22 protein-coding genes and 1 pseudogene are annotated in these 23,306 nt (G+C 71.7%); 9 read left to right on the forward strand and 14 right to left on the reverse strand.

The genetic code is table 11. From position 1 onward, the window contains the following. The first annotated feature begins 54 nt into the window (after positions 1 to 54). Together ACFYOB_RS31695 and ACFYOB_RS31700 are read left to right on the forward strand one after the other, a co-directional pair. A complete protein-coding gene (locus tag ACFYOB_RS31695; protein ID WP_388565898.1) occupies positions 55 to 2,100 on the forward strand; it encodes a TPM domain-containing protein in 2,046 nt (681 codons plus the stop codon). Between the two features lie 48 nt (positions 2,101 to 2,148). Then, positions 2,149 to 2,862: a PspA/IM30 family protein gene (locus ACFYOB_RS31700; protein ID WP_388565720.1), complete on the forward strand. Its 714-nt coding sequence runs from the start codon at positions 2,149 to 2,151 to the stop codon at positions 2,860 to 2,862. On the opposite strand, the gene ACFYOB_RS31705 is transcribed toward ACFYOB_RS31700, so the two are convergent. The 9 genes from ACFYOB_RS31705 to ACFYOB_RS31745 all read right to left on the reverse strand — a co-directional run bounded on the left by ACFYOB_RS31705 (position 2,859) and on the right by ACFYOB_RS31745 (position 12,470). Further along, on the reverse strand, positions 2,859 to 4,076 hold the full coding sequence (locus ACFYOB_RS31705; RefSeq protein ID WP_388565722.1) for a hypothetical protein: 1,218 nt from the start codon (positions 4,074 to 4,076) through the stop codon (positions 2,859 to 2,861). The genes ACFYOB_RS31700 and ACFYOB_RS31705 overlap by 4 nt on opposite strands. 41 nt (positions 4,077 to 4,117) lie before the next feature. After that, positions 4,118 to 6,739 (reverse strand): SpoIIE family protein phosphatase, encoded by a 2,622-nt coding sequence (locus tag ACFYOB_RS31710; protein ID WP_388565725.1) that lies wholly within the window; start codon positions 6,737 to 6,739, stop codon positions 4,118 to 4,120. 149 nt (positions 6,740 to 6,888) lie between these two features. Further along, a complete protein-coding gene (locus tag ACFYOB_RS31715; RefSeq protein ID WP_388565901.1) occupies positions 6,889 to 7,317 on the reverse strand; it encodes an ATP-binding protein in 429 nt (142 codons plus the stop codon). A 139-nt stretch (positions 7,318 to 7,456) separates the two neighbouring features. Beyond that, positions 7,457 to 7,882, reverse strand: coding sequence for a (deoxy)nucleoside triphosphate pyrophosphohydrolase (locus ACFYOB_RS31720; RefSeq protein ID WP_388565728.1), 426 nt, complete (start codon positions 7,880 to 7,882; stop codon positions 7,457 to 7,459). A 27-nt stretch (positions 7,883 to 7,909) separates the two neighbouring features. After that, positions 7,910 to 8,095, reverse strand: a complete 186-nt coding sequence (locus ACFYOB_RS31725) for an SPOR domain-containing protein (RefSeq protein WP_328927454.1) — start codon at positions 8,093 to 8,095, stop codon at positions 7,910 to 7,912. Positions 8,096 to 8,373: 278 nt separating this feature from the next. Further along, entirely contained in the window at positions 8,374 to 8,628 is a 255-nt protein-coding gene (locus tag ACFYOB_RS31730; RefSeq protein WP_388565732.1) for a hypothetical protein, read from the reverse strand. Between the two features lie 80 nt (positions 8,629 to 8,708). Next, positions 8,709 to 9,461, reverse strand: coding sequence for a GntR family transcriptional regulator (locus ACFYOB_RS31735; protein WP_388565735.1), 753 nt, complete (start codon positions 9,459 to 9,461; stop codon positions 8,709 to 8,711). Positions 9,462 to 9,598: 137 nt separating this feature from the next. Then, positions 9,599 to 10,771 (reverse strand): DUF4190 domain-containing protein, encoded by a 1,173-nt coding sequence (locus ACFYOB_RS31740; protein ID WP_388565738.1) that lies wholly within the window; start codon positions 10,769 to 10,771, stop codon positions 9,599 to 9,601. Positions 10,772 to 10,898: 127 nt separating this feature from the next. After that, entirely contained in the window at positions 10,899 to 12,470 is a 1,572-nt protein-coding gene (locus tag ACFYOB_RS31745; RefSeq protein WP_388565741.1) for a S8 family serine peptidase, read from the reverse strand. A 229-nt stretch (positions 12,471 to 12,699) separates the two neighbouring features. Here ACFYOB_RS31745 and ACFYOB_RS31750 point away from each other — a divergent pair, with 229 nt between their 5' ends. From ACFYOB_RS31750 to ACFYOB_RS31760, 3 genes are all read left to right on the forward strand, one after another. Further along, entirely contained in the window at positions 12,700 to 13,797 is a 1,098-nt protein-coding gene (locus ACFYOB_RS31750; RefSeq protein WP_388565744.1) for a pyridoxal-phosphate dependent enzyme, read from the forward strand. A gap of 123 nt (positions 13,798 to 13,920) precedes the next feature. Further along, entirely contained in the window at positions 13,921 to 14,739 is an 819-nt protein-coding gene (locus ACFYOB_RS31755; RefSeq protein WP_388565746.1) for an isocitrate lyase/phosphoenolpyruvate mutase family protein, read from the forward strand. A 35-nt stretch (positions 14,740 to 14,774) separates the two neighbouring features. Beyond that, a complete protein-coding gene (locus ACFYOB_RS31760; protein ID WP_388565749.1) occupies positions 14,775 to 15,713 on the forward strand; it encodes an EamA family transporter in 939 nt (312 codons plus the stop codon). A 21-nt stretch (positions 15,714 to 15,734) separates the two neighbouring features. Here the strand turns inward: ACFYOB_RS31760 and ACFYOB_RS31765 are convergent, their stop codons facing one another. From ACFYOB_RS31765 to ACFYOB_RS31780, 4 genes are all read right to left on the reverse strand, one after another. After that, entirely contained in the window at positions 15,735 to 16,517 is a 783-nt protein-coding gene (locus ACFYOB_RS31765) for a trypsin-like serine peptidase (protein WP_388565751.1), read from the reverse strand. Between the two features lie 5 nt (positions 16,518 to 16,522). Further along, positions 16,523 to 17,620 (reverse strand): alpha/beta hydrolase, encoded by a 1,098-nt coding sequence (locus tag ACFYOB_RS31770; RefSeq protein WP_388565753.1) that lies wholly within the window; start codon positions 17,618 to 17,620, stop codon positions 16,523 to 16,525. A gap of 255 nt (positions 17,621 to 17,875) precedes the next feature. Beyond that, on the reverse strand, positions 17,876 to 18,976 hold the full coding sequence (locus ACFYOB_RS31775; RefSeq protein WP_388565755.1) for an alpha/beta hydrolase: 1,101 nt from the start codon (positions 18,974 to 18,976) through the stop codon (positions 17,876 to 17,878). Between the two features lie 144 nt (positions 18,977 to 19,120). Beyond that, positions 19,121 to 19,558: a MarR family winged helix-turn-helix transcriptional regulator gene (locus ACFYOB_RS31780; protein ID WP_388565758.1), complete on the reverse strand. Its 438-nt coding sequence runs from the start codon at positions 19,556 to 19,558 to the stop codon at positions 19,121 to 19,123. Between the two features lie 91 nt (positions 19,559 to 19,649). Here ACFYOB_RS31780 and ACFYOB_RS31785 point away from each other — a divergent pair, with 91 nt between their 5' ends. From ACFYOB_RS31785 to ACFYOB_RS31800, 4 genes and pseudogenes are all read left to right on the forward strand, one after another. After that, positions 19,650 to 20,657 (forward strand): SMP-30/gluconolactonase/LRE family protein, encoded by a 1,008-nt coding sequence (locus tag ACFYOB_RS31785; protein WP_388565761.1) that lies wholly within the window; start codon positions 19,650 to 19,652, stop codon positions 20,655 to 20,657. Positions 20,658 to 20,702: 45 nt separating this feature from the next. Continuing rightward, positions 20,703 to 20,906: pseudogene (locus ACFYOB_RS31790) on the forward strand (Uma2 family endonuclease); the annotation flags it as partial. A 289-nt stretch (positions 20,907 to 21,195) separates the two neighbouring features. Then, on the forward strand, positions 21,196 to 21,465 hold the full coding sequence (locus ACFYOB_RS31795; RefSeq protein WP_030713854.1) for a type II toxin-antitoxin system Phd/YefM family antitoxin: 270 nt from the start codon (positions 21,196 to 21,198) through the stop codon (positions 21,463 to 21,465). Next, the gene (locus tag ACFYOB_RS31800) at positions 21,458 to 21,721 is read left to right on the forward strand and encodes a type II toxin-antitoxin system RelE/ParE family toxin (protein ID WP_388565763.1); all 264 of its coding nucleotides are present in this window, start codon (positions 21,458 to 21,460) and stop codon (positions 21,719 to 21,721) included. Before ACFYOB_RS31795 ends, ACFYOB_RS31800 begins: the two co-directional genes overlap by 8 nt. A gap of 402 nt (positions 21,722 to 22,123) precedes the next feature. Here ACFYOB_RS31800 and ychF read toward each other — a convergent pair whose 3' ends face one another. Further along, entirely contained in the window at positions 22,124 to 23,212 is a 1,089-nt protein-coding gene (gene ychF / locus ACFYOB_RS31805) for a redox-regulated ATPase YchF (RefSeq protein WP_388565765.1), read from the reverse strand. Between the last annotated feature and the right edge of the window lie 94 nt (positions 23,213 to 23,306).

The following is a 23,306-nucleotide window of genomic DNA, read 5'->3' on the forward strand; positions in this document are numbered from 1 at the left end:
AGCAGGCCTCCGAGCAGGCCGTTCGCACGGGCCGGGCTCGCCCTCGCCACCGCGCTGCTGGGTTTCGGCGGCTGGGGCGTGGCCTGGGCGCCGCCCGTGCGGGCCGACGATCCCGTCACCCTTTCGCAGCAAGGCCAGATCACCGACCGGGTCGGCGCACTGGGTGACCGCAAGGCCGCGGTCACCGCGGCGCTCGACAAGCTGTACGCCGACCGGAAGATCCAGCTCTTCGTGACGTACGTGCGCGACTTCTCCGGGCGCTCGGCCCAGAGCTGGGCCGACGCCACCGCGGAGAAGAACGGCCTGGGCCAGAACGACGTCCTGCTGGCGGTCGCGACCGGGGCCCGCCAGTACGCGTACTCCGCCGCCGTCGACTCCGGTTTCACCGAGCAGCAGCTGGCGACCGTCGCGCGGACCGCCATCGAACCGGCCCTGAGGCAGAACGACTGGGCGGGCGCCGCCATCGGCGCGGCCAACGGCTACAACGCCGTGCTCGGCGGGCAGCCCGTACCCGCGCCCAGCATCACCCCCGGCCCGGCCGACCCCGGCGGTGAGCCGAGCGGTGAGAACGGGGCCGGGGACTTCGTGCTCCCGGTGGTCGCGGTCGGCGCGGCCGGAGCCCTCGGGGTGTACGCGTACCGCCGCCGCAAGCGAAAGGACGCCGTCATCGGCCCCGGCGGCCGCGGTACGACGACCGGGCCGGGCTGGCCCGAAGGAGCGCCGGACCGGCTCCCGCTGCCGGAACTGGACGCCAGGGCCAAGGCGCTGCTGGTGGAGACCGACGACTCCGTCCGCACCAGCACGGAGGAACTCGGCTTCGCCTCCGCGCAGTTCGGGGAGGAGACGGTCGTCCCGTTCACCGCGGCCGTGGAGTACGCGAAGGGCGAGCTGACGCACGCCTTCCGGCTGCGCCAGCAGCTCGACGACGCCTACCCGGAGGACGACGCGACCCGGCGCCGGATGCTGGACGAGATCGTCGCCCGGTGCGCCGAGGCCGGCCGGCGGCTCGACGCGGAGGCGGCCGGCTTCGACAGGCTGCGGGACCTGGAGAAGAACGCCCCGCAGGCGCTGGCCACCGTGGAGGAGCACTTCCGGGACCTGACCGGGCGCACCTCGACGGCCGAGGCGACCCTGACCGCGCTGACGCGCAGGTACGCGGACTCCGCGTCCGCGCCCGTCGCCGCCCATCCCGAACAGGCCGAGGACCGGCTGCTGTTCGCCACCACCCACCTCGGTGAGGCCCGCGCCGCGGTCGACGGCGGCGACAACGGCAGGGCTGCCGTGCACGTACGGGCCGCCGAGGGCGCCGTGGACCAGGCCGCGACCCTGGTCGACGCGGTGGAGCGGCGGGCGCAGGAGCTGGCGGAGGCGGCCGGGAAACTGCCGGGCGCGCTGAACGAGACGGAGACCGACCTCGCCGACGCGCACGGACTGCTCACCGGTACCGCGGAGGGCACCTCGACGGCGGACCTGAGCGGCCGCATCGGCCGGGCCGAGTCCGTACTGGCCGACGTACGGCGGGAGATGGCGGCCGGCCGGTACGACCCGATCGACGCCCTGCGCCGTGTCGAGGAGGCCGACGCGGCGCTGGACGAGTCCCTGTCCGGGGCGCGGGAGCGGGAGTCGGGCCGACAGCGGGCGGTCGCCCTGCTGGACCAGGCCATGCTCTCGGCGCGCAGTGCCGTCGGGGCGGCCACGGACTACGTCACCACGAGCCGGGGCGCGGTCGGCAGCCAGGCCCGCACCCGGCTGGCGGAGGCTGGGCGGCACCTGGAGCGGGCGGTGTCCCTGGCGGCCGCGGACCCGGCGGGCGCGCTGGCGGACGCGCAGCAGGCGGATGCGCTGGCACGGCAGGCGCAGCAGCTGGCGGAGCAGGACGTACGGGCGTACCAGGACCCGTACGGCGGCGGACGCGCGGGCGGCGGCCAGGGCGGCGCCGTACTCGGCGGGATCATCCTCGGCGAGATCCTGCGGGGCGGTGGGGGCGGCTTCGGCGGGGGCGGGGGCGGGGGCTTCGGGGGCGGTTTCGGCGGCGGCGGCCCCGGTTCCTTCGGCGGCGGCGGCACCCGCGGCCGGATGGGCGGAGGCGGTCGCTTCTGAACGCAACGGCACACCATCCCTCACCAGGAGCACCGGGAGAGACCCCTCATGAGCAAGCAGACCATCCTCGGCCGCGTCACCCAGCTCGCCAAGGCCAACATCAACGCGCTGCTGGACCAGGCCGAGGACCCGCAGAAGATGCTGGACCAGCTGATCCGCGACTACACGAACAACATCTCGGAGGCCGAGCAGGCGGTCGCGACGACGATCGGCAACCTCCGCATGATGGAGGCGGACCACAAGGAGGACGTGGAGGCGGCCGCCGAGTGGGGCGGCAAGGCGCTCGCGGCGAGCAGGAAGGCGGACGAGCTGCGGGCGGCGGGCTCGGCGGCGGAGGCCGACAAGTTCGACAACCTGGCGAAGGTGGCGCTGGGCCGGCAGATGCAGTCGGAGAAGGAGGCGAAGACGGCGGAGCCGGCGATCGCCGCCCAGACGCAGGTTGTCGACAAGCTCAGGTCCGGCCTGGACTCGATGAAGAACAAGCTGACGGAACTTCAGGCGAAGCGCGACGAACTGGTGGCCCGGGCGAAGACCGCGCAGGCGCAGAACGCGATGCTGGACGCCGTGAAGAGCATCGACGTGATGGACCCGACGAGCGACCTGAACCGCTTCGAGGAGAAGGTCCGCCGTGAGGAGGCCATGGTGATGGGCAAGCAGGAACTGGCCGCCTCCTCGCTGGACGCGCAGTTCGAGTCCCTGGAGGACCTCGGCAAGGCCTCGGAGATCGAGGCCCGCCTCGCCGCCCTGAAGGCCACCGCCTAGAGCTGTGACCGGGCCTCCTCGAACCGCGCCCCGGCTGCGGCCCGGACCTCGGCTTCCTCCATCGGGTCGTCGCGCAGCATCACGATCCGGTCCAGGGTCTCGGGGTGGTCCGGCGCTTCGGCGATGCCCAGCAGCCGTGCCTGCTCCTCGCAGTCCCAGAGCGACTCGGTGTGCGCGTAGTCCAGACCGCCGCGGTCGATGGCCGCGAGTGCTTCCAGATAGACGGGCCGCTCCCACGAGTGCGGGGTGTGCAGCCAGAACCGGCGCAGCACCGGCACCGCCTCGGCCGCATCGGGCCCGAACCGGGCGAGCCGCTTCGCGGTGCTGTCGGGGCCGCACCAGGCGCGCTCCCGCCACTGGTCGCGCAGTTCCGACACGAGCTCGGGGATCACCTCCGGCCCGAGGTGGTCGGCCAGTACGTCGGCACCCAGCCGGGCCAGCCACTCCCGCTCGTCCTGCGCCCACCGGCGCGCGGCCGGCACGGCGAGGGCGCCGAGGCCCTCGACCACCCGCGTGAGGGCGGGCAGCGAGCGCCTGCCGTCGGAGGTCCCGAGCGAGGGCACGAGCGGGATCAGCGCTTCGTCCGGTGCCCGGCGGGCCAGTTCGCGGAGCGCGCCGCTCTTCGTGCCGTCGCCGCTGCGGGTGTCGGCCAGCAGGGCGAGCAGCTCCTCGCCGCTGCGCTCATCCAGTGCCTCGGCGGGCAGGGCCGGGAAGACCCGTGTCTCGACCCCGAACCGGATCCACGGCTCGCAGGGCCACGGCAGGTCCTCCTCCGCGCGGATCCGGTACCGCGCGGCCTCTTCCAGGTCCTCCCACCATGCGACGGGCCAGCGGTCCGCGACCGACTCCAGTACGCGGATCCAGTGCGCGCCCTCGCGGACGTGGGCGCGCAGTCCCTCCCGGGCTTCGTCGCATCCGCCGAGCGCGAGCAGCTCCAGCACGTCGATCGCCCGCATGCACGCGTCCTCGTCCCCCGCCAGCTGCGCCACCACGGGCGCGGGTGACAGTCCCAGGTCCCGGAGCAGCCGCGCGTGGAACAGGCCCCGGTCGTCGACCCCGTCCCAGCGCCAGTCCCGCCGGATCACGTCGTACACCAGCGGTGCGGCCGCCGCAGGGTCCTGCCGGGCGCGTACGGCGCCCAGGCCGCGGCCGCGCTGGAGCAGCCCCAGCAGCGAGTCGTGGTGGGCGTAGCGGGTTTCGTCATCGTCGCTCATCGCCCCGTACCCTGCCCACCGCGCTGCGGGGCCGCCACCCGTTATCCGTACATGCTCAGCAGTTGCTCCGCCGACAGCTCCGTGACCGCCTCCGCGGCCGCGCCCGGGAGCGGGAGCTCGAACCAGACCGTCTTGCCGCGGTGGGTGCGGCGCGTGCCCCAGCCGGCCGACAGCAGGCCCACCAGCTGGAGGCCGCGGCCCCCCTCGTCGGTGTCGCGGGCCCGTCGGCGCCGCGGCTGCACGAGGTTCGCGTCCCACACCTCGCAGACCAGCGTCCGGTCGAGCAGCAGGCGCAGCCGGATCTCGCCCTCCCCGTACCGGAGGGCATTGGTGACGAGCTCGCTGACCAGCAGCTCTGTGGTGTCCAGCAGGCCCTCCAGGCCCCACGCGGGCAGCTTCGCCCGCGCCAGCTCCCGTGCGCGGCCCACCGACCGGGCCTCGCGGGGCAGTTGCCAGTCCCCCACCGCGTCGACCGGCAGGCCCTGCACCCGTGCCATCAGCAGGGCGATGTCGTCCTCCCCGTGCCGGGTGTCCAGGGTGTTCAGGACGTGGTCGCAGACGTCCTCCAGCGGGCGGACCGGATCCGCGAGGGCCTCGCGCAGCCCGCGCAGGCCCTCCTCCAGCGGGTGGTCGCGGGATTCGACCAGACCGTCGGTGTACAGCGCGAGCAGTGCCCCCTCCGGCAGGTCCACCTCGACCTCCTCGAACGGTTCCCCGCCCACCCCCAGCGGCATCCCGGGAGGTACCTCCAGAAGCAGCGCGGGGCGCGCCGCGCCGCCCTCGTCGGGCGGCTCGACCAGCACGGGCGGCATGTGGCCCGCGTTGGCGATCGTGCAGCGCCGTGTCACCGGGTCGTAGACGGCGTACACGCAGGTGGCGAGGTACACCTCGGAGCGGTCCGCGTCGCGCGAGTGCAGGGCGGCGCGCGAGGCCTGCTGGGATCCTCCGGGGGCCCCGAGGCCCCGGGCGATCTCGTCCAGCGCGGTCAGCACCTCCGCCGGTTCGAGGTCGAGCAGCGCCAGCGTCCGTACTGCGGTCCGCAGTTCGCCCATCGCGACGGCGGCCCGCAGCCCGCGGCCCATCACGTCGCCGACGACCAGGGCCGTGCGGTGGCCGGGCAGTTCGATGACGTCGAACCAGTCCCCGCCGACCTCGGTGGCCGCGTTCCCCGGCAGGTACCGGCAGGCGATGTCCAGGCCGGCCGCCTCCGGGTCTCCGGGCGGCAGCAGGCTGCGCTGCAGTATCAGCGCCCGTTCGTGTTCGCGCCGGTAGAGCCGCGCGTTGTCGATGCACACGGCTGCCCGCGCGGCCAGCTCCACCGCGACCGCCCGGTCCCGTTCGCCGAAGGGCTCGCTGCCCTTCGTACGGGAGAACTGCGCGAGGCCGACCACCGTGTCGTGGGCGACCATCGGCACGACCAGCGTGGACTGGACGAGGCCCTCCGGTCCGCCGCCCTCGATCAGCCGCGGTCGCGCCGTGCGCAGCGCGAGCGCGCCCGGCGAGGCCGCCGGATAGCGGTGGATCTCGCCTACGGAAACGGGTGCGCCCGTGCCCGACAGCGGGGCGTCCGAGACGGCCGAGGCGAAGGCGACGCGCCGCAGCGGCGCTGACGGGTGCCGCCCGGCGCCCAGCCCGGGCGGCAGTGAGGGCACCCCGGGGCCCTGCGGTCGCGCGGGCCGGTCGTCGTCGCCGAGCAGCAGCCCCTGGTAGAGGTCCACGGCGGCCAGGTCGCAGAAGCCGGGGACGGTGACGTCGAGGAGTTCGCGGGCGGTGGTCTCCAGGTCGAGGGAGTTGCCGATGCGGTGCCCGGCCTCGTTGAGCAGGGCGAGGTTGCGCCGTACCCCGGCGGCCTCGCGGGCGGCGAGGTGGCGGCGGGTGACGTCGGTGCCGATGCCCGCGACGCCGATGGGACGGCCGCTGCCGCCGTGTACGCGATAGAGGTTGATGGACCAGTGGCGGTCCTCCCGGCTGCCGGGAGCGGCCCCGGTGATCCGCAGATCGGTCACCGAGTCCCCGGTCTCCAGCACCCGGCGCAGGGCCTCGGCCATCCGGTCGGCCTCGTGCAACGGCAGGTAGTCGTGCACGGTCCGGCCCCGGTGCTCCTCGGCGGCGCCGCCGAAGACGGTGGCGAAGCGGCGGTTGGCGCGCTGCACGGTGAGGTCCGTACCGAACAGCAGGAAGCCGAAGGGAGATTGGCCGAATATGGCCTGTGAGGCCGCCAGATCGGATTCGATCCGCCGCAGCGCGCGTACGTCGACGACGACACACAGCGCGGCCCGCTCGGCGGCTTCGGTCTGGGTGGGCATCACGTAGATCTCGGCCACACCGTGTTCGCCGTCACCGCCCGGGATCCGGAAGGGGACGAGGCCGGTCCACTCCTTGCCGTCGAGGATCTCGGCGACGCGGCGGTGTCCGCCGGCGCGAAGCTCGGGCGGCATGAAGGCGTCGACCGGATCGCGGCCCACCGCTTGGACGGCGGTCAGCCCGAAGAGTTCCTCGGCGCGCAGGCTCCACTGGTCGATGAGCCCGTCGGGGCCGATCGAGAAAGAGGCGACCTTTATGTAGTCATATATCGAGCCAGGCGGACTGCTGTGCCACAAGGAGTCGTGCCATGCCTCCCCGGGCACCCTGGTCTGATGTGCCTGCGCAGGTATCTCGCTCACGCGACCGTCCCCTCCAGCTCACCGCAACCGGACCGGCCATGACCGCAGTATTCAGCACCACGGCCCCGGACGGCACGGCGTTCACGATCACAAAACGGTCCCGTTAGTTTCGAGCCACATCCGGTGATCGTCGGTCACCCTTCACCTTGTTACTCACCAGGAAGAGCCAACTCGAACCACACAGTCTTGCCCGACTTCCCGTGCCGGGTCCCCCAGCGCCTCGAGGAGGCGGCGACGAGATGCAGTCCCCGGCCGCCCTCGTCGTCGGGTCTGGCGACCCGCTCGCGGGGCGGATCCGGAAGCGGATCGGAAACCTCCACGAGCAGCGCGGGGCCGCTCCCCGCGCCGCCGGAGGCCGGATTCCGCCGTTCCAGACGGACGCCGATGGGGCCGGACGCGTACCGCAGGGAGTTGGTGACGAGCTCGCTGACCAGCAGGACGGTCACATCGCCGACGGAGTCCAGGCCCCAGTCGCGGAGGGTGCCACGCACGGCGTTGCGGGCTGTGCGGACGGCACCGGGCTCGGCGGGGAAGGCCCACTCGGCACATTCACCGTCTGTGTCGATCACGCCGATCACTTCCCGGGCCAGCAATGACCCCAGTCCGGTTCGTCGGGGACGAAAGGAGGACGAGACAGGGATTAATAGCGACATACCCGATATTTGGGGCGCCGTACCACTCGATCCCTCACGCACGGCGCACTGTGGCGCAGACGGCCTACAACGCGAGCGTCATGCGCCCCCCTGCGCCCTCGCCGCGCAGTCGGCGCCCGGCCTCGGCGACGGCGGGCCGGTCCTGGTCGAGCCAGTCCACCGACTCCAGTTCCTCCGGCCCCAGCCAGCGCAGCTCGTCGTGATCCTCCAGCGGCGCGGGCTCGCCGGAGACCAGGCGGGCGGTCCACACGTGCAGGACGAGACCGGGTTTCAGCGGCCATTCCCCCGGGATCCGCTCCAGCGGCTCGGCCTCGACGCCGAGCTCCTCGCGCAGTTCGCGCACCAGCGCCTCGGGTACGGACTCGCCGGGTTCCGCCTTGCCTCCCGGCAGCTCCCAGCGGCCGGCGAGCTCCGGGGGCGCGCTGCGACGGGCGGCCAGCAGGCGCCCCTCATGACAAAGGGCTCCGCCCACGACCACTCGTACAGTCATGGACGGAGCCTATGTCAACGCTGACGCTCAATTCATCGTGGCGGTCTGACCGATCCGCTCGACCCAGTAGAGCTGCTTGTGTCCCCGGTCGTCGAGGCTGTCGACGACCTTCTGGGCCTCGGCCCGGGTGGGGTAGCGGCCCACCCGGTAGCGGTTGCCGTTGTCGTCCTGACGTATGACGTGCCACGGGAGCAGTGCACCGCTGTCGTTCATCGCGTTTCACCCTCCGCCGGCGTACCTGCCCAGGAAACCGCATTGCGCATATGCCCGAGCTTACGCCCGGACTTTACGGAGCGGATACGGTTTTTCACGAAGAGATACCTGGCAGGCGTATGCATCCGGCCATGCGTACGAGTGGGCCGTGCGCTCCGGCTCGGAAACGGCGCACGGAAGGCCTCTGAAGGATCACCGCGCCGGACTCAGGGCGCCTCGCGACAGCCGTCCCCGCAGGTCGCGTCGAGCGAGCAGCACAGGGAGCGGATCCGCCCCGGTCACAGGACGGGGGCGAGTCCGGCCGCGATGAAGGTGGAGACGGCCTCGGCGCAGGTGCCGGACAGCCGGGGGAAGGCGAGGATCGAGACGGTGGAGGCGACTGCCATCGCGCCGAAACCTGCCGGGTCGACGGCGTACAGACGGGCGCGCTCGAACTCGATGCGGGGCGGGCCGAGTCCGAGCCGCTCGCCGATCAGCAGGCAGCCGGCGGCGACTGCGGCGATCCGGGCCACGGCGGCGTCGGCGTTCAACACCCCGGCAGGCGACAGCGCAAGCCCGGCCCGGTGCCCGGACTGCCGCCCGGCCAAGGTGTCTTGACTCACGATCGAGCCGGTCACCGCACCGGCATGTGGTACGCCAGGCGGTAGCGGTCCGCCGGGACCACCACGTCGGCCGTTTCCACCGCGCGGCCGGAGGCGAAGTAGGTGCGCCCGATCACCAGCACCACGTGCCCCGGGACCCCGCCCAGGAGGGAGATCTCCTCCGCCAGCCCGGGCCGGGCGCCGACCTCCTCCACCACGTTGTCCACGACGACGTCGATCGCGGCCATCCGGTCGACCACCCCGGACCCGCCCAGCGGGCCTTCCTCCGGCAGCATCACGGGGGTCCGGCCGGTCACGGCCAGCGGCTCCCAGGAGGTCGACAGCATCATCGCCTCCCCCGCGTCACGGAAGACGTACCGCGTCCGCATCACCCGCTCGCCCGGCTGGATGCCGAGCCGCTTGGCGATCTCCGCCGGGGCCGCCGTCTGCTCGCTGTTCGACTCCCAGGTGCCGCGCGCGCCGGAGTCCGCCTGCTCCTGGCGGAACGGCGTCGAGATGCCGCCCGTGCGGTAGCCGGAGCGCGCGACCCGCCGCGGCACCGGCTGCTCCCGTACGTACGTACCCGACCCGGACCGGCCCTCGACCAGTCCCTCCGCCATGAGTACCTTGCGCGCCTCCAGCGCCACGGTGTCGGAGACCCCGTACTCCTCGCGGATGCGGGCCTGCGAGGGGAGCCGGGCGTGCGGGGGAAGGGAACCGTCGACGATCTTCTGTCGCAGGTCCCCGGCCACGCGCAAATAGGCCGGCTGCTCACCGAAAGTCACTGGCCACTCCCATCAGCTTGACAGACAGCAACACCCTGGCAACCGACGGTTGTACATCGCAAGCAAGGGCCAAGGTTTCACCCGATGTGATGAAACCAGGTCACCCAAACCCGTTACCGCGCGTTACCTCGACGACGTCACGCGGCCTGCGCCGAGGGACCCCGGCCCGCCCCGCCCTCCGGGTTCCCCGAGGAATCCTCCAGCCACTGGGGAACCTCCGTCGACAGCCCGTACGCCCCGCGCAGCGCCTTTTCCGTTTCCAGGGACATCGCGCCCATGGCCCGGCCCAGCAGCTTGTCGAAGTCCGCCGCCGTCCTCGCCTGGGAGGTTCGCTGCCATGCCGCGCGGGCCGCCTCGATCTCCCCCAGCTGCGCCTGGACGGCCTTGCCCATCCCCGGCCGCGCCTTGTCGGCCTCCAGTACCTTCGCCTCCTCGCCCAGGGCCGCGTACACCTCGCGCGCCCACGCCTGGTGCTCCGGGAGGGCGTCCTCGGTCTCGTCCTCGGGCGGCCGGCCGACGAGGAACTCGACCGCGTTCGCCGCACGCAGGAAGGCCGACTGCTCGGGCTTCAGCATGGCCGCGTCCCGGCGCAGGCTGCCCCGCTGCTCCTCCTCGGTCGTACCGATCACGCACAGCAGCCGCCGGTCCCCCTGGCGCCAGGACTGGCGCGAGGGCGCGAAGTAGAACATGTCCGCGTAGGCGGGCAGCGCCCACGTGTCCATCGCGTACTCGTCCTGCGCCTTCCAGCACGCCTCCTCGGACGCGCGGTCCGCCTCGGCCGACTCGGGGCGGCCCTCCACCTCCGCCGCCTTCGACGCGGTGACCTCTCCGTGGTGCGCCTGCGCGCAGTCGACCCTGTACGTCAGGGGCCGCTCGGCCAGCAGGTCCCCGTCCGGGACGTTGAAGCAGTCGCCCGCCCGCAGGTCGTCGAGGTCGGTCAGGTCGCCCTCGACGTCGGCGAGTTCGCCCATCGCGTCGATCCGGTCGCGGACCGCCGCGCCGACCCGGTCGACCGTGACCGCCAGGACACCGGTCATCACCACGGACACCACCAGGCCCACGATCGCCAGCGCCTTGCCCCGGTGCCGCTTCTTCGCGATCTGCACGAGGGCCACGATGCCGAAGACGATGCCCAGCGGCGGCAGGCACAGCAGCCCGACCAGGAGCGAGGCGAGCGCGAAGCCGTTGAGCTCCGGCTGCGACTGCGACTGCGACTGCCCGTAGCCGGCGGGCGGCGCCCACACGGACTGCGGGGCGGGCGGGGGCCAGGAGTGGCCAGGTCCGGGGGGCGGGGTCGGCGGGGTGCTCACGGGGTGAGGGACTCCATCACAGGGGATGCGCGAACGAATTCGCGAATAGTACGCAGCGGGGGCGACCGCCCAGTCGGTCGCCCCCGCCTGTTCATCGCGGCTCGGCCGGTGTGCCCGGTTCAGGCGCTCAGAACTGGAGCGCCCACGAGTCGATCTTGCCGGTGTCGATGTTCGCGTTGTCGTTCACGCGCAGCTTCCAGACGCCGTTGGCCACCTCGGAGGAGGCGTTGACCGTGTAGGTCTGGTTGATGTTGTCCGTGCTGCCGCCGGCCCGGTTGTGCAGGGTGTAGGCGGTGCCGTCGGGGGCGATCAGGTCGACCTTGAGGTCACCGATGTAGGTGTGCTTGATGTCGACCGAAACGCTCAGCGCCGCCGGCGCGTTGCCGGAGACTCCGCTGACGGTGACCGGGGATTCCACGGTCGAGTTGTCGCTGATCGCGTAGTCCGCGGTGTTCTCGAAGCGCGGGCCGGGCGGGACGGTGCCGCCGGCGCCGACGTTGAGCAGGCGGTTCGGGGAACCGGTGCCGGGGCCGGTCACGACGTTCGGCGTGGCCGCGGCGACCAGGCCGTCCCGGACCTGGGCCGGGGTGCTCGACGGGTTCTGCGACAGGTACAGGGCCGCCGCGCCCACGACGTGCGGGGTGGCCATCGACGTACCGGAGATGGTGTTGGTGGCGGTGTCGCCCGTGCCCCACGAGGAGGTGATGGAGGAGCCCGGCGCGAAGATGTCCAGGATCGAGCCGTAGTTGGAGTAGCTGGCCTTCGCGTCGGTGTTGGTCGTGGCGCCGACCGTGATGGCCTCGGCGACGCGCGCCGGGGACTTGGTCGAGGCGTCGGTGGACTCGTTGCCCGCCGCGACGCCGTAGGTGATGCCGGAGGCTATGGAGTTGCGCACGGCGGTGTCGAGCGCGGAGTCCGCGCCGCCGCCGAGCGACATGTTGGCCACGGCGGGCTTGACGGCGTTGCGCGTCACCCAGTCGATGCCCGCGACGACCTGGGCGGTCGTACCGGAGCCGTTGTTGTCGAGCACGCGGACGCCGACGATCTTGGCCTTCTTCGCCACGCCGTACGAACCGCCCGCGACGGTGCCGGCGACGTGCGTGCCGTGGCCGTGGCCGTCCTGGGCCGTGTTGTCGTTGTCGACTGCGTCGTAGCCGTCGGAGGCGCGGCCCCCGAAGTCCTGGTGCGTCTTACGGACGCCGGTGTCGATGATGTAGGCCGTGACGCCCTCGCCGGCCTTGTCCGGGTAGGTGTAGCTCTGGTTGAGCGGGAGCGCCCGCTGGTCGATGCGGTCCAGGCCCCAGGACGGCGGGTTGGGCTGGGTGGCGTCGACGGTGAAGACGCGGTTCTGGACGACCGACTTGACCGCGGGGTCGGCGGCCAGCTTTCTGGCCTGCGCCTCGGAGACCTCGACGGAGTAGCCGTTGAGGGCCGCGCTGTAGGTCCGGTCGATCTTCGCCCCGTACCGCTTGGCGACGGCTTTGCCGCTGTCCGCGGTGGAGCGGGCGGCGGAGTCGTTCAGGGTCACGATGTAGCTGCCGGAGACGGTTCCGGCGGCCCCGGCGTTCTCGATCACGCCCAGCGGGGCGTTGTCGGCCGCGGAAGCGGGTAACGCGGCGGCCGTGCCGAGCGCGAGGGCCACGACGGCGGTCGCGCTGATGCCGGCGATCTTCCGGCGGGTGTGACGCATCACGGACATGTGAGGGGTCCTCCTCATAGGTGGTGCGTTGCGGGGGGTGAGGCGGTGCCGTACGCGCCGCACGGTCGCACGGACATGGCGAGATAGCCATGCTCATGACAAGCCATTCGGCTCAACGGGCTGCCGCCTCCGAAAGGTTGACGTACCGTCGTCACCGCCCACAAGAGGACGGCCAAGCCGTAACATCCGTGCCATACGCAGGCCATGATTGAGCAAAGGCTCCCCGCACATGACGCATGCACTCCCCGGTTACATCTGTCCCGAGGACGGCACCCGCGCGGACGTCCGGACCGCCCCGTGGTGCTGCCCGGTCTGCGGCAGCCCCTGGGACCTCGACTTCACGCCGGATCCGGCCGGCGCGCTGGAACCGACCGCCGGGCCGAACTCGATGTGGCGGTACGCGGCGGCGCTGCCGCTACCGGGGGCGTTCTCCGTATCACTGGCGGAGGGCCACACTCCGATGGTGCCGCTGGGCGAGCGGGTTCACGCCAAGCTCGACTTCCTGATGCCGACGCTGTCCTTCAAGGACCGGGGCGCGGTGATGCTCGCGGAGGTGGCCCGGCGGCTGGCCCCGCAACGGGTGGTGGCGGACAGCAGCGGCAACGCGGGGACCTCGGTGGCGGCGTACTGCGCCCGGGCCGGGCTGAGTTGTGAAGTTTTCGTGCCGGAGGGCACCTCGGAGAAGAAGACGGACCGGATGCGGGCGCACGGGGCGGCCGTACGAGTGGTCCCGGGCGGCCGCGAGGCCGCCGCTGCGGCGGCCCGGGCGGCCGCGGACGGGGCGGGGGCCTTCTACGCGAGCCACGTCTTCAACCCGTACTTCCTGCACGGCACGAAGACATACGTGTACGAGGTGTGGGAGGAGCTCGGCGGCCGGCTCCCGGAGGCCCTGGTCGTCCCGGTGGGCAACGGCACCCTGCTGCTGGGCGCCGCGCTGGCCGTGGAGGAACTGGCCCGGCGCGGGGTCAGGCCGCCGGCCCTGATCGCCGTTCAGGCGGAGGCGGTCGCCCCGCTGGCGCGGGCGTTCGAGGCGGGCGCGGAGGAAGCGGACCCGGTGGAGCAACGGCCCACCCTGGCCGAGGGCATCGCGATCCCGGCGCCGCCGCGGGCCCGTCAGATCCTGGCCGCGGTCCGCAAGTCCGGCGGCACGGTCCTGACGGTCCCGGAGGACCGCCTGCGCGCGGCCCAGCAGGACCTGGCCCGCCGCGGGCTCTTCGTGGAACCGACGGCGGCGGCCTGCTGGGCGGGGGTCGGCCCGCTGGCGCCGGACGACCCGCTGCGGGGCCGCACGGCGGTCCTCCCCCTGTGCGGCGCGGGCTCCAAGTAGGGCCCCGGCGCCGCGGCCCCCGCGAAGCCGTCCGGTACGGGGCCGTCCGGTACGAGGCCGCCGCCGGAGGTTGATGTCGGAAACTCGCGCGCCCCCACCGGGCCGTTCTGCTGAACTGGGCGCATGACCAGCAACCTTGACCTCGCCGCCCGGGCCCGCGCGTTCGCGGCGCTGCACACCCCCGCCGCCCCTCTCGCCCTGGCCAACGCCTGGGACGTCGCCAGCGCCCGCATCGTCGAGGCGGCCGGTGCGCCGGCCGTCGCCACCACCAGCGCCGGAGTCGCCTGGTCCCTGGGCTCCCCCGACGGCGACGCCCTGGCCCGCGACCGCGCCCTCGACCTCGTCGCCCGCGTGGCCGCCGCCGTCTCCGTCCCCGTCACCGCAGACATCGAGAGCGGCTTCGGCGCCGACCCCGCCGCCGTCGCGGAGACCGTCGCCGGGGTGCTGGCCGCCGGCGCGGTCGGCATCAACATCGAGGACGGCACCCGTGCCCCCGCAGAACACGCGGAGCGGGTGGCCGCCGCCCGCTCCGCGGCCGAGGCCGCCGGCGTACCGCTGTACATCAACGCCCGCGTCGACACGTACCTCAAGGGCCTCGGCGACCCCGCCGCCCGCCTCGACGAGACCCTCGCCCGCGCCGCCGCCTACCTCCGGGCCGGAGCCACGGGCGTCTTTGTGCCCGGCGTCACCGACCCGGCCACCGTCGCCGAGCTCGCCAAGGGCATCGACGCCCCGCTCAACGTCCTCGCCGGCCCCGGCGCCCCGGCCGTCGCGGAGTTCGGCGCCCTCGGCGTCGCCCGCGTCAGCCTCGGGTCCTGGGTCGCCGAGGCCGCGTACGCCGCGGCCCGCCGCGCCGCCGAGGAACTGGTCTCCGGCGGCACGTACGGTTCGCTCGCGGGCTCCCTCCCGTACGGCGAGCTGAACGGCCTGCTGGGGAGCTGATCGAGAGCCGGTCAACGGCTGAGAGGATCCGGTCCATGCGCATATCGACTCCGGTGGAGCCCAAGCCGACGGCCGCCCGACAGCACCGCAAGATCACGGGCGCCGTGTGGACGGCCCTCCTCCTCGTCTACGTCGTGTGGGGCTCGACCTACCTCGGCATCCGGATCGTCGTCGAGACCATGCCGCCCTTCCTCTCCGCCGGAGCCCGCTTCATCACCGCGGGCCTGCTGCTGACCGCCGCCGTCGCCTGGCGGTACGGACCGGCCGCGCTCAAGGCCACCCGCGCCCAGCTCGGCTCCGCCGTCCTGGTCGGCCTGCTGCTGATCCTCGGCGGCAACGGCCTGGTGGTCCTCGCCGAGACCTCCGTGCCGTCCGGGCTGGCCGCGCTGCTGGTGGCGGCGGTGCCGATGTGGGTGGTGGTGCTGCGGGCGAGCACCGGGGACCGGCCGCAACTGCGCACCCTGGGCGGGGTCCTGGTCGGCCTGGCCGGGCTCGCGGTGCTGACCAGCCCGGGGCTGAGCGGAGAGGTACGGCTGTCCGGCGTACTGATGGTGGTGGGCGCGTCGCTGCTGTGGTCGCTTGGCTCGTTCTCGGCGTCGAAGCTGAGCCTGCCGGGCAATCCCTTCACGGGCAGCGCGTACCAGATGCTGGCGGGCGGGCTGGCCGGGGTGCTGGTCGGCCTGGTGCGCGGCGAACACCGCGGTCTGGACCCGGCGGCCTTCTCCACCGCCTCCTGGCTGGCCCTCGGCTACCTGGTCCTGTGCGGCTCGCTCGTCGGCTTCACGGCGTACGTGTGGCTGCTCCAGGCCGCGCCGCTGTCGCTGGTGTCCACGTACGCGTACGTCAATCCGGTGGTGGCCGTCGCACTCGGCGCGCTGATCCTCGACGAGGCCTTGACCTGGCCGATCCTGCTCGGCGGCGCGATCGTGGTGGCGGCGGTGGGCGTGATCGTCAGTACGGAGCGGCGGAAGTAGGACGGCAGCCGGAGCGGGCGCTCAGCCCCGCGCGGCCCGCTCGTACAGCGCCTTCGCGCGCTCGTCGAACAGTGCGGCCGTGGAGTCCACGTCCGTGTCCCCGCCGCTCAGCACCCCGATGAGCCGGCCGGGCCGGACCGGGCCGCCCCGGTCGGCGATCCAGGGGCTGCCGCTGGTCCCCGTCCAGAACCCGGCGCAGCTGATGTACAGCATGTCGGGGTCGTCCTCGTCGTGGCGGGTCTGCGTCGTGCAGGAGACGGGCTTGTTCTGCGGGTTGTGCTCGGACTCCGGATAGCCGACGACGGTCACCTCGCGCTGGTAGCCGGAGGTCCACTCGGGAGTCGGGGCCTCGGAGCGGCCGCCCACGGCCTCCTGGACGCTGCGCCCGTCGTCGTCCGGGGCGATGGTGAGGAAGGCGAAGTCGGCGGTCTCCTCGCCCCACTTCGTCCAGCGCTCGTCCACGTGGATCGAGCTGACCTTCCACACCCCCAGCGGGTGGCTGCCCGAGCCCTCGCCGGAGAAGGCCGGGGCGAAGGCGAGCTCGCCGATGGCATGGCCGTCGTGGGCGACTTCGCCCGGCCGGCCGTCCTCGCCGGCCGGGGCCACGCAGTGCGCGGCGGTGGCGACGACATTGCCCTTCGGGCTGTCGACGACACTCGCCGTGCACCAGTGCTCGCCGTTGGCCGTGAGTACGCCGACGGTGGGGAAGGGGTGCACCGGGCGGTCGCCGGGCGCCTCGATGTACGCGACGGCGAACACCATCACGATCCCCGCGGCGGCGGCCGCCGATGCCCCCTTCACCACCTGGCTCACCGCACGCCGGGGTCGGGTGTCGGTGCCAGCATCTCCTTGCTGATCCACGCCAGTGCACCCTCCCTCATGCCGCGTACGTACGACTTTCCGTTGTGCTCACCATCCTGGATCACCTGCAGCGTGGTGTGCACGGGGCCCCTGCCGTAGTCCTTCATGAACTGCTCGGCCTTCTCCCGGCCGCTCTCCGCGGTGCCGATCTGGAAGTTGATGTAGACGTCCGGACCGCCGTCCTTGATCAGCTTCTCGGCGAGCTTCTCCGGGTTGTTCTCGTCCATGGCCTGCGTGTTTCCCTTCCACAGCGGAGAGTCGGGGACGATGTCCACGCCGCTCGCGATGGCCGCCTTGAAGCGGTCGGGGTACTTCAGGACGTGCTTGAAGGCGCCGAATCCACCCGCGGACGAGCCCATGAAGGCCCACCCGTCGCGGGAGGTGAAGGTGCGGAAATTGGCCTTCGTGAAATCAGGGATGTCTTCGACCATCCAGGTGCCCATCTTGGGCTCTCCGGGGATGTCCGAGGCGTCGAAGTGATGCTTGGTGTCGGCATTGTGCACCGGCATGATCAGGATGAACGGCAGGCTGGTGCCGGCCTTCGCCCCGTCGCTCACGGCCTTCTGGAGGCCGAGGCCGGGGCCCGTACCCCAGTAGTTCGTGGGGTAGCCGCGGCCGCCGGGCAGGGAGATCAGGACCGGGAAGGCGCTCTTGGCGTACCTCGGCTCGTCGTACTCCTTCGGCACCCACACCCACACGTCACCCGTGAAGCCGGACTTCGCCCCGGTGAGCGTGGTCCGGCCGATCTGGGTGCCGTCCGGGAGCCGGCTGGTGCGGATGAACGCGGCCTTGGGGCCGGTGGGCATGCGTACGCCCGGGCGGACGTCGGAGGCCTTGGCGGCCTTCTGCTTGACGTCGCCGTCGACCTTCCCGAAGGACACCGGATCCCCTATGTCCGAGAAGAGGCCGTACTTGTACGCGGCCGCGCCGCCACCGGCCAAGAGGGTGAGCGCGAGCCCACCGCTGATCAGAATCAGGCGCAGGCGCTTGGGGCGACGGCCGCCCTTGGTCGTGGGGCTGCCGTCGCCTTGCTGGTCATGCTGCACGGAATTGTCCCGTTCCTTCTCCGGCGCTCACTGCGGAGCGCGGGTCGGACCGATCGGTCCCCCTTACACCCCTTACAGAGGTATGAACGACGGGATGGGTTGCCTGGGACGGGGGTGAGGTGGTGAGCACCACGTGGCGCTCACCACCTGCCGTGCGCGCCGGGGATGCGGGGCCCGTACGGGCCTCGGTACGGGCCTACGTTCGGGCCCGGTACGGGCCTACGTTCGGGCCCGGTACGGGCCTCGGTGCGGGGGTCAGCCGGCGGTGTCGGGCTTGGGACCCTTGAGCACCTTGCTGATCGACTCCAGGGAGCCTTCCTTCATGCCCCGCACGTAGTGCCAGCCGTTGTGCTCACCGTTCTGGATGTCGCGGATGGTGATCTTGACCGGGCCCTTGCCGTACTGCTGCTGGAACTTCACCATCCGCTCCTTCCCGGTCTCCTTGGTGCCGATCTGGAAGTTGATGTGGACCTCGGGCCCGTTGGCCTCGATCAGCTTCTTGGCGAGGTTCTCCGGGTTGTTGGCGTCCATCTCCGCCTGGTGGCCCTTCCAGAGCGGGGAGTCGGGAACGATCTCGCCACCGCTGGCGATCACGGCCTTGAACCGGTCCGGGTACTGCAGGACCGTCTTCATCCCGACGAAGGCGCCGGAGGAGGAGCCCATGAAGGCCCAGCCGTCACGGGACTTGTACGTACGGAAGTTGGCCTTGGCGAAGTCCGGGACGTCCTCGGCGATCCAGGTGCCCATCTTGGGCTGGCCGGGGATGTCGGCGCCGTCGTAGTAGTACTTGTTGTCCGGGTTGAGCACCGGCATGACCACGACGAAGGGGAGGCTGGTGCCGGCCTGTACGCCCTCACTGATGGCCTTCTGGAGGCCGAGGCTGCGGTCGGACCAGTAGTTGGCCGGGAAGCCGTTGCCGCCGGGGAGCGCGATGAGCACCGGGAAGCCGCTCTTGGCGTACTTCGGGTCGTCGTACTCCTTGGGCGCCCACACCCACACGTCACCCGTGAAGCCGGACTTCGCGCCCGCGAGGCGGGTCTTGGCGATGATCGTGCCGTCGTCGAGCTTGGTGGTCTGCTTGAAGTCGGCCTTCGGGCCCGTCGGCATGAGCACGTCCGGGTCGCCGGAGGGCTTGGGGGACGGGGACCCGCTCGGGGAGGCGGCCTGCTGTTCCGCGGCGGGGGCCGGTGCGGGCTTGCCGAAGCTCACGTTCTCGCCGTTGCCGGAGAACCAGTCCAGCTTCCAGGCGGCGAAGCCGCCGCCACCGCCGAGCAGGACCACGAGGGCGACCACCGCGCTGATCCATATTCGACGGCGGGAGCGCTTGGGCTGTGGGCTCTGCGGGTAGTCGTGCACGAACTTCGCTCCGAACGGTCATGGCTGCCCCGGGGGCGGGGCAGAACGGCTGGGGCATCCCTAGGGGTGGGATGCACGAATCCCCCGGACAGTTCCAAATCCGAGCAAAAACATAGCGGGGTGCTCGGCGGAACGAGGGGTGTCTCAACGCTGGCCGTCGAGCACCTCTGCACACCGGCCGAGCAGCTGGACGAGCTGTTCCCGCTCCTGCTCGGTGAACTCCGCCGCGAGCGCCCGCTCCACCCGCACCGCACCGGAATCGGCCAGCTCCAGCGCCGCGCGCCCCTCGTCGGTGAGCCGGGTCTCCAGCACGTTGCGGTGCCACTCGTGCGGGGTGCGCTCGATGAACCCGCGCTCCTGGAGGTTCTTCAGCACGGTGTTCATCGTCGGCGGGGTCACCCCGCACAGCCGTGCGAGCGCGGCGGCGGAGATGCCGGGCTTCTCGTCCAGCCAGAGCAGCGCGGCGTACTGCGGAACCGTCACCGCTGCCGGCTTGCACGCTGCGCTCTTCGCCGCGAGAAGTGCCTGCTCGGCGCGCTTGAGGTGCGCGCCGATGCGCTCCGCGGGGGCCATCGAGGTCATTCCCGCATCCTACGACCCTTGCATGCATTAGAGCTCTAATCTACATTCGCCTTCACATACTCAGCAGAGGACACACATGATGATTCGCTCGATGAAGCGGCGGCAGCGGATCCCGGCCACGGCGATGGCCCTGACGGCAGCCCTCGCCGGGGTGCTCGCCGGCGGAGCGGTCCCCGCCCAGGCCCAGACCCAGGCCCGGACCCTCGCCGGTGACGTCCGCGTCTCCATATCCACGGCCTTCACCCTGCCCGGCGCGAAGGTCTACCCGGAGGGCATAGCCACGGACCCCCGTACCCACACGGTCTACGTGGGCTCGTACGCGGACGGAACCGTCTACCGCGCCCGACCCGGCCGGCCCGAGGCCGAGGTCTTCCTGCCCTCCGGCACCGACGGCCGCCACACGGCGAACGGCCTGCGCGTCGACGCCCGGGGCCGTCTGTGGGTCACGGACTCCACCACCGGCGTCTCCGTCTACGACACCGCGACCGGGGACCGCCTGGCGCACTTCGAGGTGGGCGGGACCTCCCCCCGCTTCGTCAACGACCTGACCATCACCCCGGACGGCACCGCCTACCTGACGGACAGCGTCCGCGGGGTGGTCTACCGCGTGACCCCGGCCCAGCTGGCCGCCGGCAGCGGCACCCTGACCGAGGCGTACGACCTCACTCCGGCGCTTCGCCCCCGGCCCGGGGGCCCGTTCAGCCTCAACGGCATCGTCTCGGACCGGTCCGGCCGCTACCTGCTCACCGTGGACATGCCCGCGGGCGACCTCTACCGCGTCGACCTGCGCACAGGCGCCGTCCGCCGCGTCGACCTGGGCGGCGCCGACATGAAGGCCGCCGACGGCCTCGACCTCTCCCCCGACGGCACCCTGCGCGTGGCGCACAACACCACCAACTCCCTGACCCGCTGGCGGCTCAGCCAGGACGGCACCCGCGCCCGCCTGCTCCACACGGTCACGGACCCGTCCCTGCAGATCCCGACGACCCTGGCCCACACCGCGGGCCGCACCCTGGTGGTCCGCTCCCAGTTCGACAAGATGCCCCCCGGCTCCGGCACGCCCACCACGTTCACGATCGCCTCGGTCCACGGCCTGTAGGGGCCGCCCCCGGGAGAGCTTTGCGCGAGACGGCCTCAAGCACCCCTCCGCAAGTACGCGGAGGCCGGCATCCCGCACTACTGGTGCATCGAGGACGAGGACGGGGCACCGGTCGTGCACGTCTACGAGCGCGACGAACCGACCGGCGCCTACGCCCCCGCCGGCATCTTCCGGGGCACCCTCCAGCGCCCGGTGCCGTTCGAGATCAGCCTGGACCTCGACAAGCTCACACCGCCGCGAAGCAGCTGAAAGGTCAGCACCAAGTCAGCACGGGAATGCGGAAGGGGTCGGACCCGCCAGAGTCCGACCCCTTCTGACCTGCATTTGACGCAGCCATCCAACCTGCAGTAACGAGATGACTACACATTGAAGCGGAACGTTCAGCACAGAGCTCTCACCTGCGGAAACACGGTTTCTGGCGATCTCATCCAGCACCAATCCAGCAGCACCGTGCGAGTGCATCCAGCACGAGCGATGGAGCGCCACCGACCCGCCGCGCACATTGTGTACACATAGGACACTCGGTACCCTTGGGCGCATGACGCAGCCACTGCCCATAGAGTCCATCCGCGACGTGCGCGCTCACCTGGCAGAAGTCGTGGAGCGCGCAGACCGCGACGACGTGCCCACTGTGATCACACGCCGAGGCAAGGAAGTCGCTGCTGTGGTGTCCATCGAGATACTGCGCAAGTACCAGGAATGGGAAGAGCGCGAGATCAACCGGATCATCGACGAGCGCATGGCCAACCCGGTACCCGGCATCCCGATCGAGGACATCATGAGGGAGACGCTGGCGCGCAGTGAGTGAGTACCGGACCGTCTTCCGACCCGAAGCTCAGGCAGAGCTGCGCAAGATCCCCCGCGACATGGCGCTCCGCATCCTGGCCAAGCTGACCGAGCTGGAAAGCGACCCACTCGGCTTCAACACCACCGCACTCGTGTCCCAGCCCGAACGCCGCCGCCTACGTGTGGGTGACTATCGCGTCGTCTACACGATCGACAACGGTGAGCTGGTGGTATGGATCGTGCAGGTCGGACATCGCTCCACCGTTTACGACACCTGATCCTGCGCCAGGAACAGCTGCGATCGGTCAGCATCCGCTGGCCGCCTCCTCGCCGCACTTCGGCTCCCCCAGGCCGGCGACCGGGAAGTCCTGGACCGCCTACTCACCACCGCCGCCCGCACTGTCCCCGACGGATACCTCCCGCACGTTCCAGACGAGGAGGCCTCCGGCTTCCAGCCGATGCTCGAACTGTCTGCCGAGTAAGGCCGACCCCACCAGACCGGGTCAGCGCCCCGTCGCGCTACACCGGGGGCGAGGGCCGGGCCTGACCACCGCTGACGCGACGTCAGAATATCCAGCACCGATCCAGCACGGGGACGACGAAGGGGTCGGGCTCACCGAAGCCCGACCCCTCCTGACCTGCATGCTCGACGAACTACCTAGCATGCAGTGACGACACGACTACACGTTGAAGCGGAACTCCACCACGTCGCCGTCCTGCATGACGTAGTCCTTGCCCTCCATGCGGGCCTTGCCCTTCGCGCGGGCCTCGGTGACCGAGCCGCACTCGACCAGGTCCGCGAAGGAGATGACCTCGGCCTTGATGAAGCCGCGCTGGAAGTCGGTGTGGATCACGCCGGCCGCCTCCGGGGCGGTGGCGCCCTGCTTGATCGTCCAGGCGCGGGTTTCCTTCGGGCCGGCCGTCAGGTACGTCTGGAGGCCCAGCGTGGCGAAGCCGACTCGGCCGAGGGTGGCCATGCCCGGCTCGTCCTGGCCGACGGACTGGAGGAGTTCGAGGGCCTCGTCGTCCTCCAGCTCGATGAGCTCCTGCTCCAGCTTGGCGTTCAGGAAGATCGCCTCGGCCGGGGCGACCAGCGCGCGCTGTTCGTCCTTGAAGGCCTCGTCCGTCAGCTCGTCCTCGTCCACGTTGAAGACGTAGAGGAACGGCTTCGTGGTCAGCAGGTGCAGCTCGTGGAGGAGGTCGCCCTGCTCCGTGCCCTTGGTGATGCCCTTGGAGAAGAGGGTGTCGCCGGCTTCGAGGATCTTCTTGGCCTCGCCGACGGCCGCGAGGACCGCGACCTTCTCCTTCTGGAGGCGGGACTCCTTCGTCAGGCGCGGCTCGGCCTTCTCGATGGACTGGAGGTCGGCGAGGATCAGCTCGGTGTTGATCGTCTCGATGTCGTCCTTCGGCGAGACCTTGCCGTCGACGTGCACGACGTTCTCGTCCTTGAAGGCACGGATGACCTGGCAGATCGCGTCCGACTCGCGGATGTTGGCCAGGAACTTGTTGCCCAGGCCCTCACCCTCCGAGGCGCCGCGGACGATGCCCGCGATGTCGACGAAGTCGACCGTCGCCGGGAGGATCTTCTGGGAGCCGAAGATGCCCGCGAGGACCGCGAGGCGCGCGTCCGGGACGCCGACGACGCCGACGTTCGGCTCGATCGTGGCGAACGGGTAGTTGGCCGCCAGCACGTCGTTCTTGGTCAGGGCGTTGAACAGGGTCGACTTGCCGACATTCGGCAGACCGACGATTCCGATCGTGAGCGACACGTTGGCGACTTCCCGTAGCTGGAGGGGGCGGCGGCCCGGAGGTGGGCCACCGGACAGTTTACTTTCCGATGAGCGGCGGTCGATGTACGCGTGT

Source organism: Streptomyces sp. NPDC006463 (assembly GCF_042870715.1).
Lineage (GTDB): Bacteria > Actinomycetota > Actinomycetes > Streptomycetales > Streptomycetaceae > Streptomyces.

Coding starts and splice junctions, on each gene's coding strand:
- ACFYOB_RS31795 (WP_030713854.1), top strand. CDS start 21,196: ATGACGCAGCCACTGCCCATAGAGTCCATCCGCGACGTGCGCGCTCAC.
- ACFYOB_RS31750 (WP_388565744.1), top strand. CDS start 12,700: ATGACGCATGCACTCCCCGGTTACATCTGTCCCGAGGACGGCACCCGC.
- ACFYOB_RS31760 (WP_388565749.1), top strand. CDS start 14,775: ATGCGCATATCGACTCCGGTGGAGCCCAAGCCGACGGCCGCCCGACAG.
- ACFYOB_RS31745 (WP_388565741.1), bottom strand. CDS start 12,470: ATGTCCGTGATGCGTCACACCCGCCGGAAGATCGCCGGCATCAGCGCG.
- ACFYOB_RS31700 (WP_388565720.1), top strand. CDS start 2,149: ATGAGCAAGCAGACCATCCTCGGCCGCGTCACCCAGCTCGCCAAGGCC.
- ACFYOB_RS31720 (WP_388565728.1), bottom strand. CDS start 7,882: ATGACTGTACGAGTGGTCGTGGGCGGAGCCCTTTGTCATGAGGGGCGC.
- ACFYOB_RS31785 (WP_388565761.1), top strand. CDS start 19,650: ATGAAGCGGCGGCAGCGGATCCCGGCCACGGCGATGGCCCTGACGGCA.
- ACFYOB_RS31725 (WP_328927454.1), bottom strand. CDS start 8,095: ATGAACGACAGCGGTGCACTGCTCCCGTGGCACGTCATACGTCAGGAC.
- ACFYOB_RS31780 (WP_388565758.1), bottom strand. CDS start 19,558: ATGACCTCGATGGCCCCCGCGGAGCGCATCGGCGCGCACCTCAAGCGC.
- ACFYOB_RS31705 (WP_388565722.1), bottom strand. CDS start 4,076: ATGAGCGACGATGACGAAACCCGCTACGCCCACCACGACTCGCTGCTG.
- ACFYOB_RS31755 (WP_388565746.1), top strand. CDS start 13,921: ATGACCAGCAACCTTGACCTCGCCGCCCGGGCCCGCGCGTTCGCGGCG.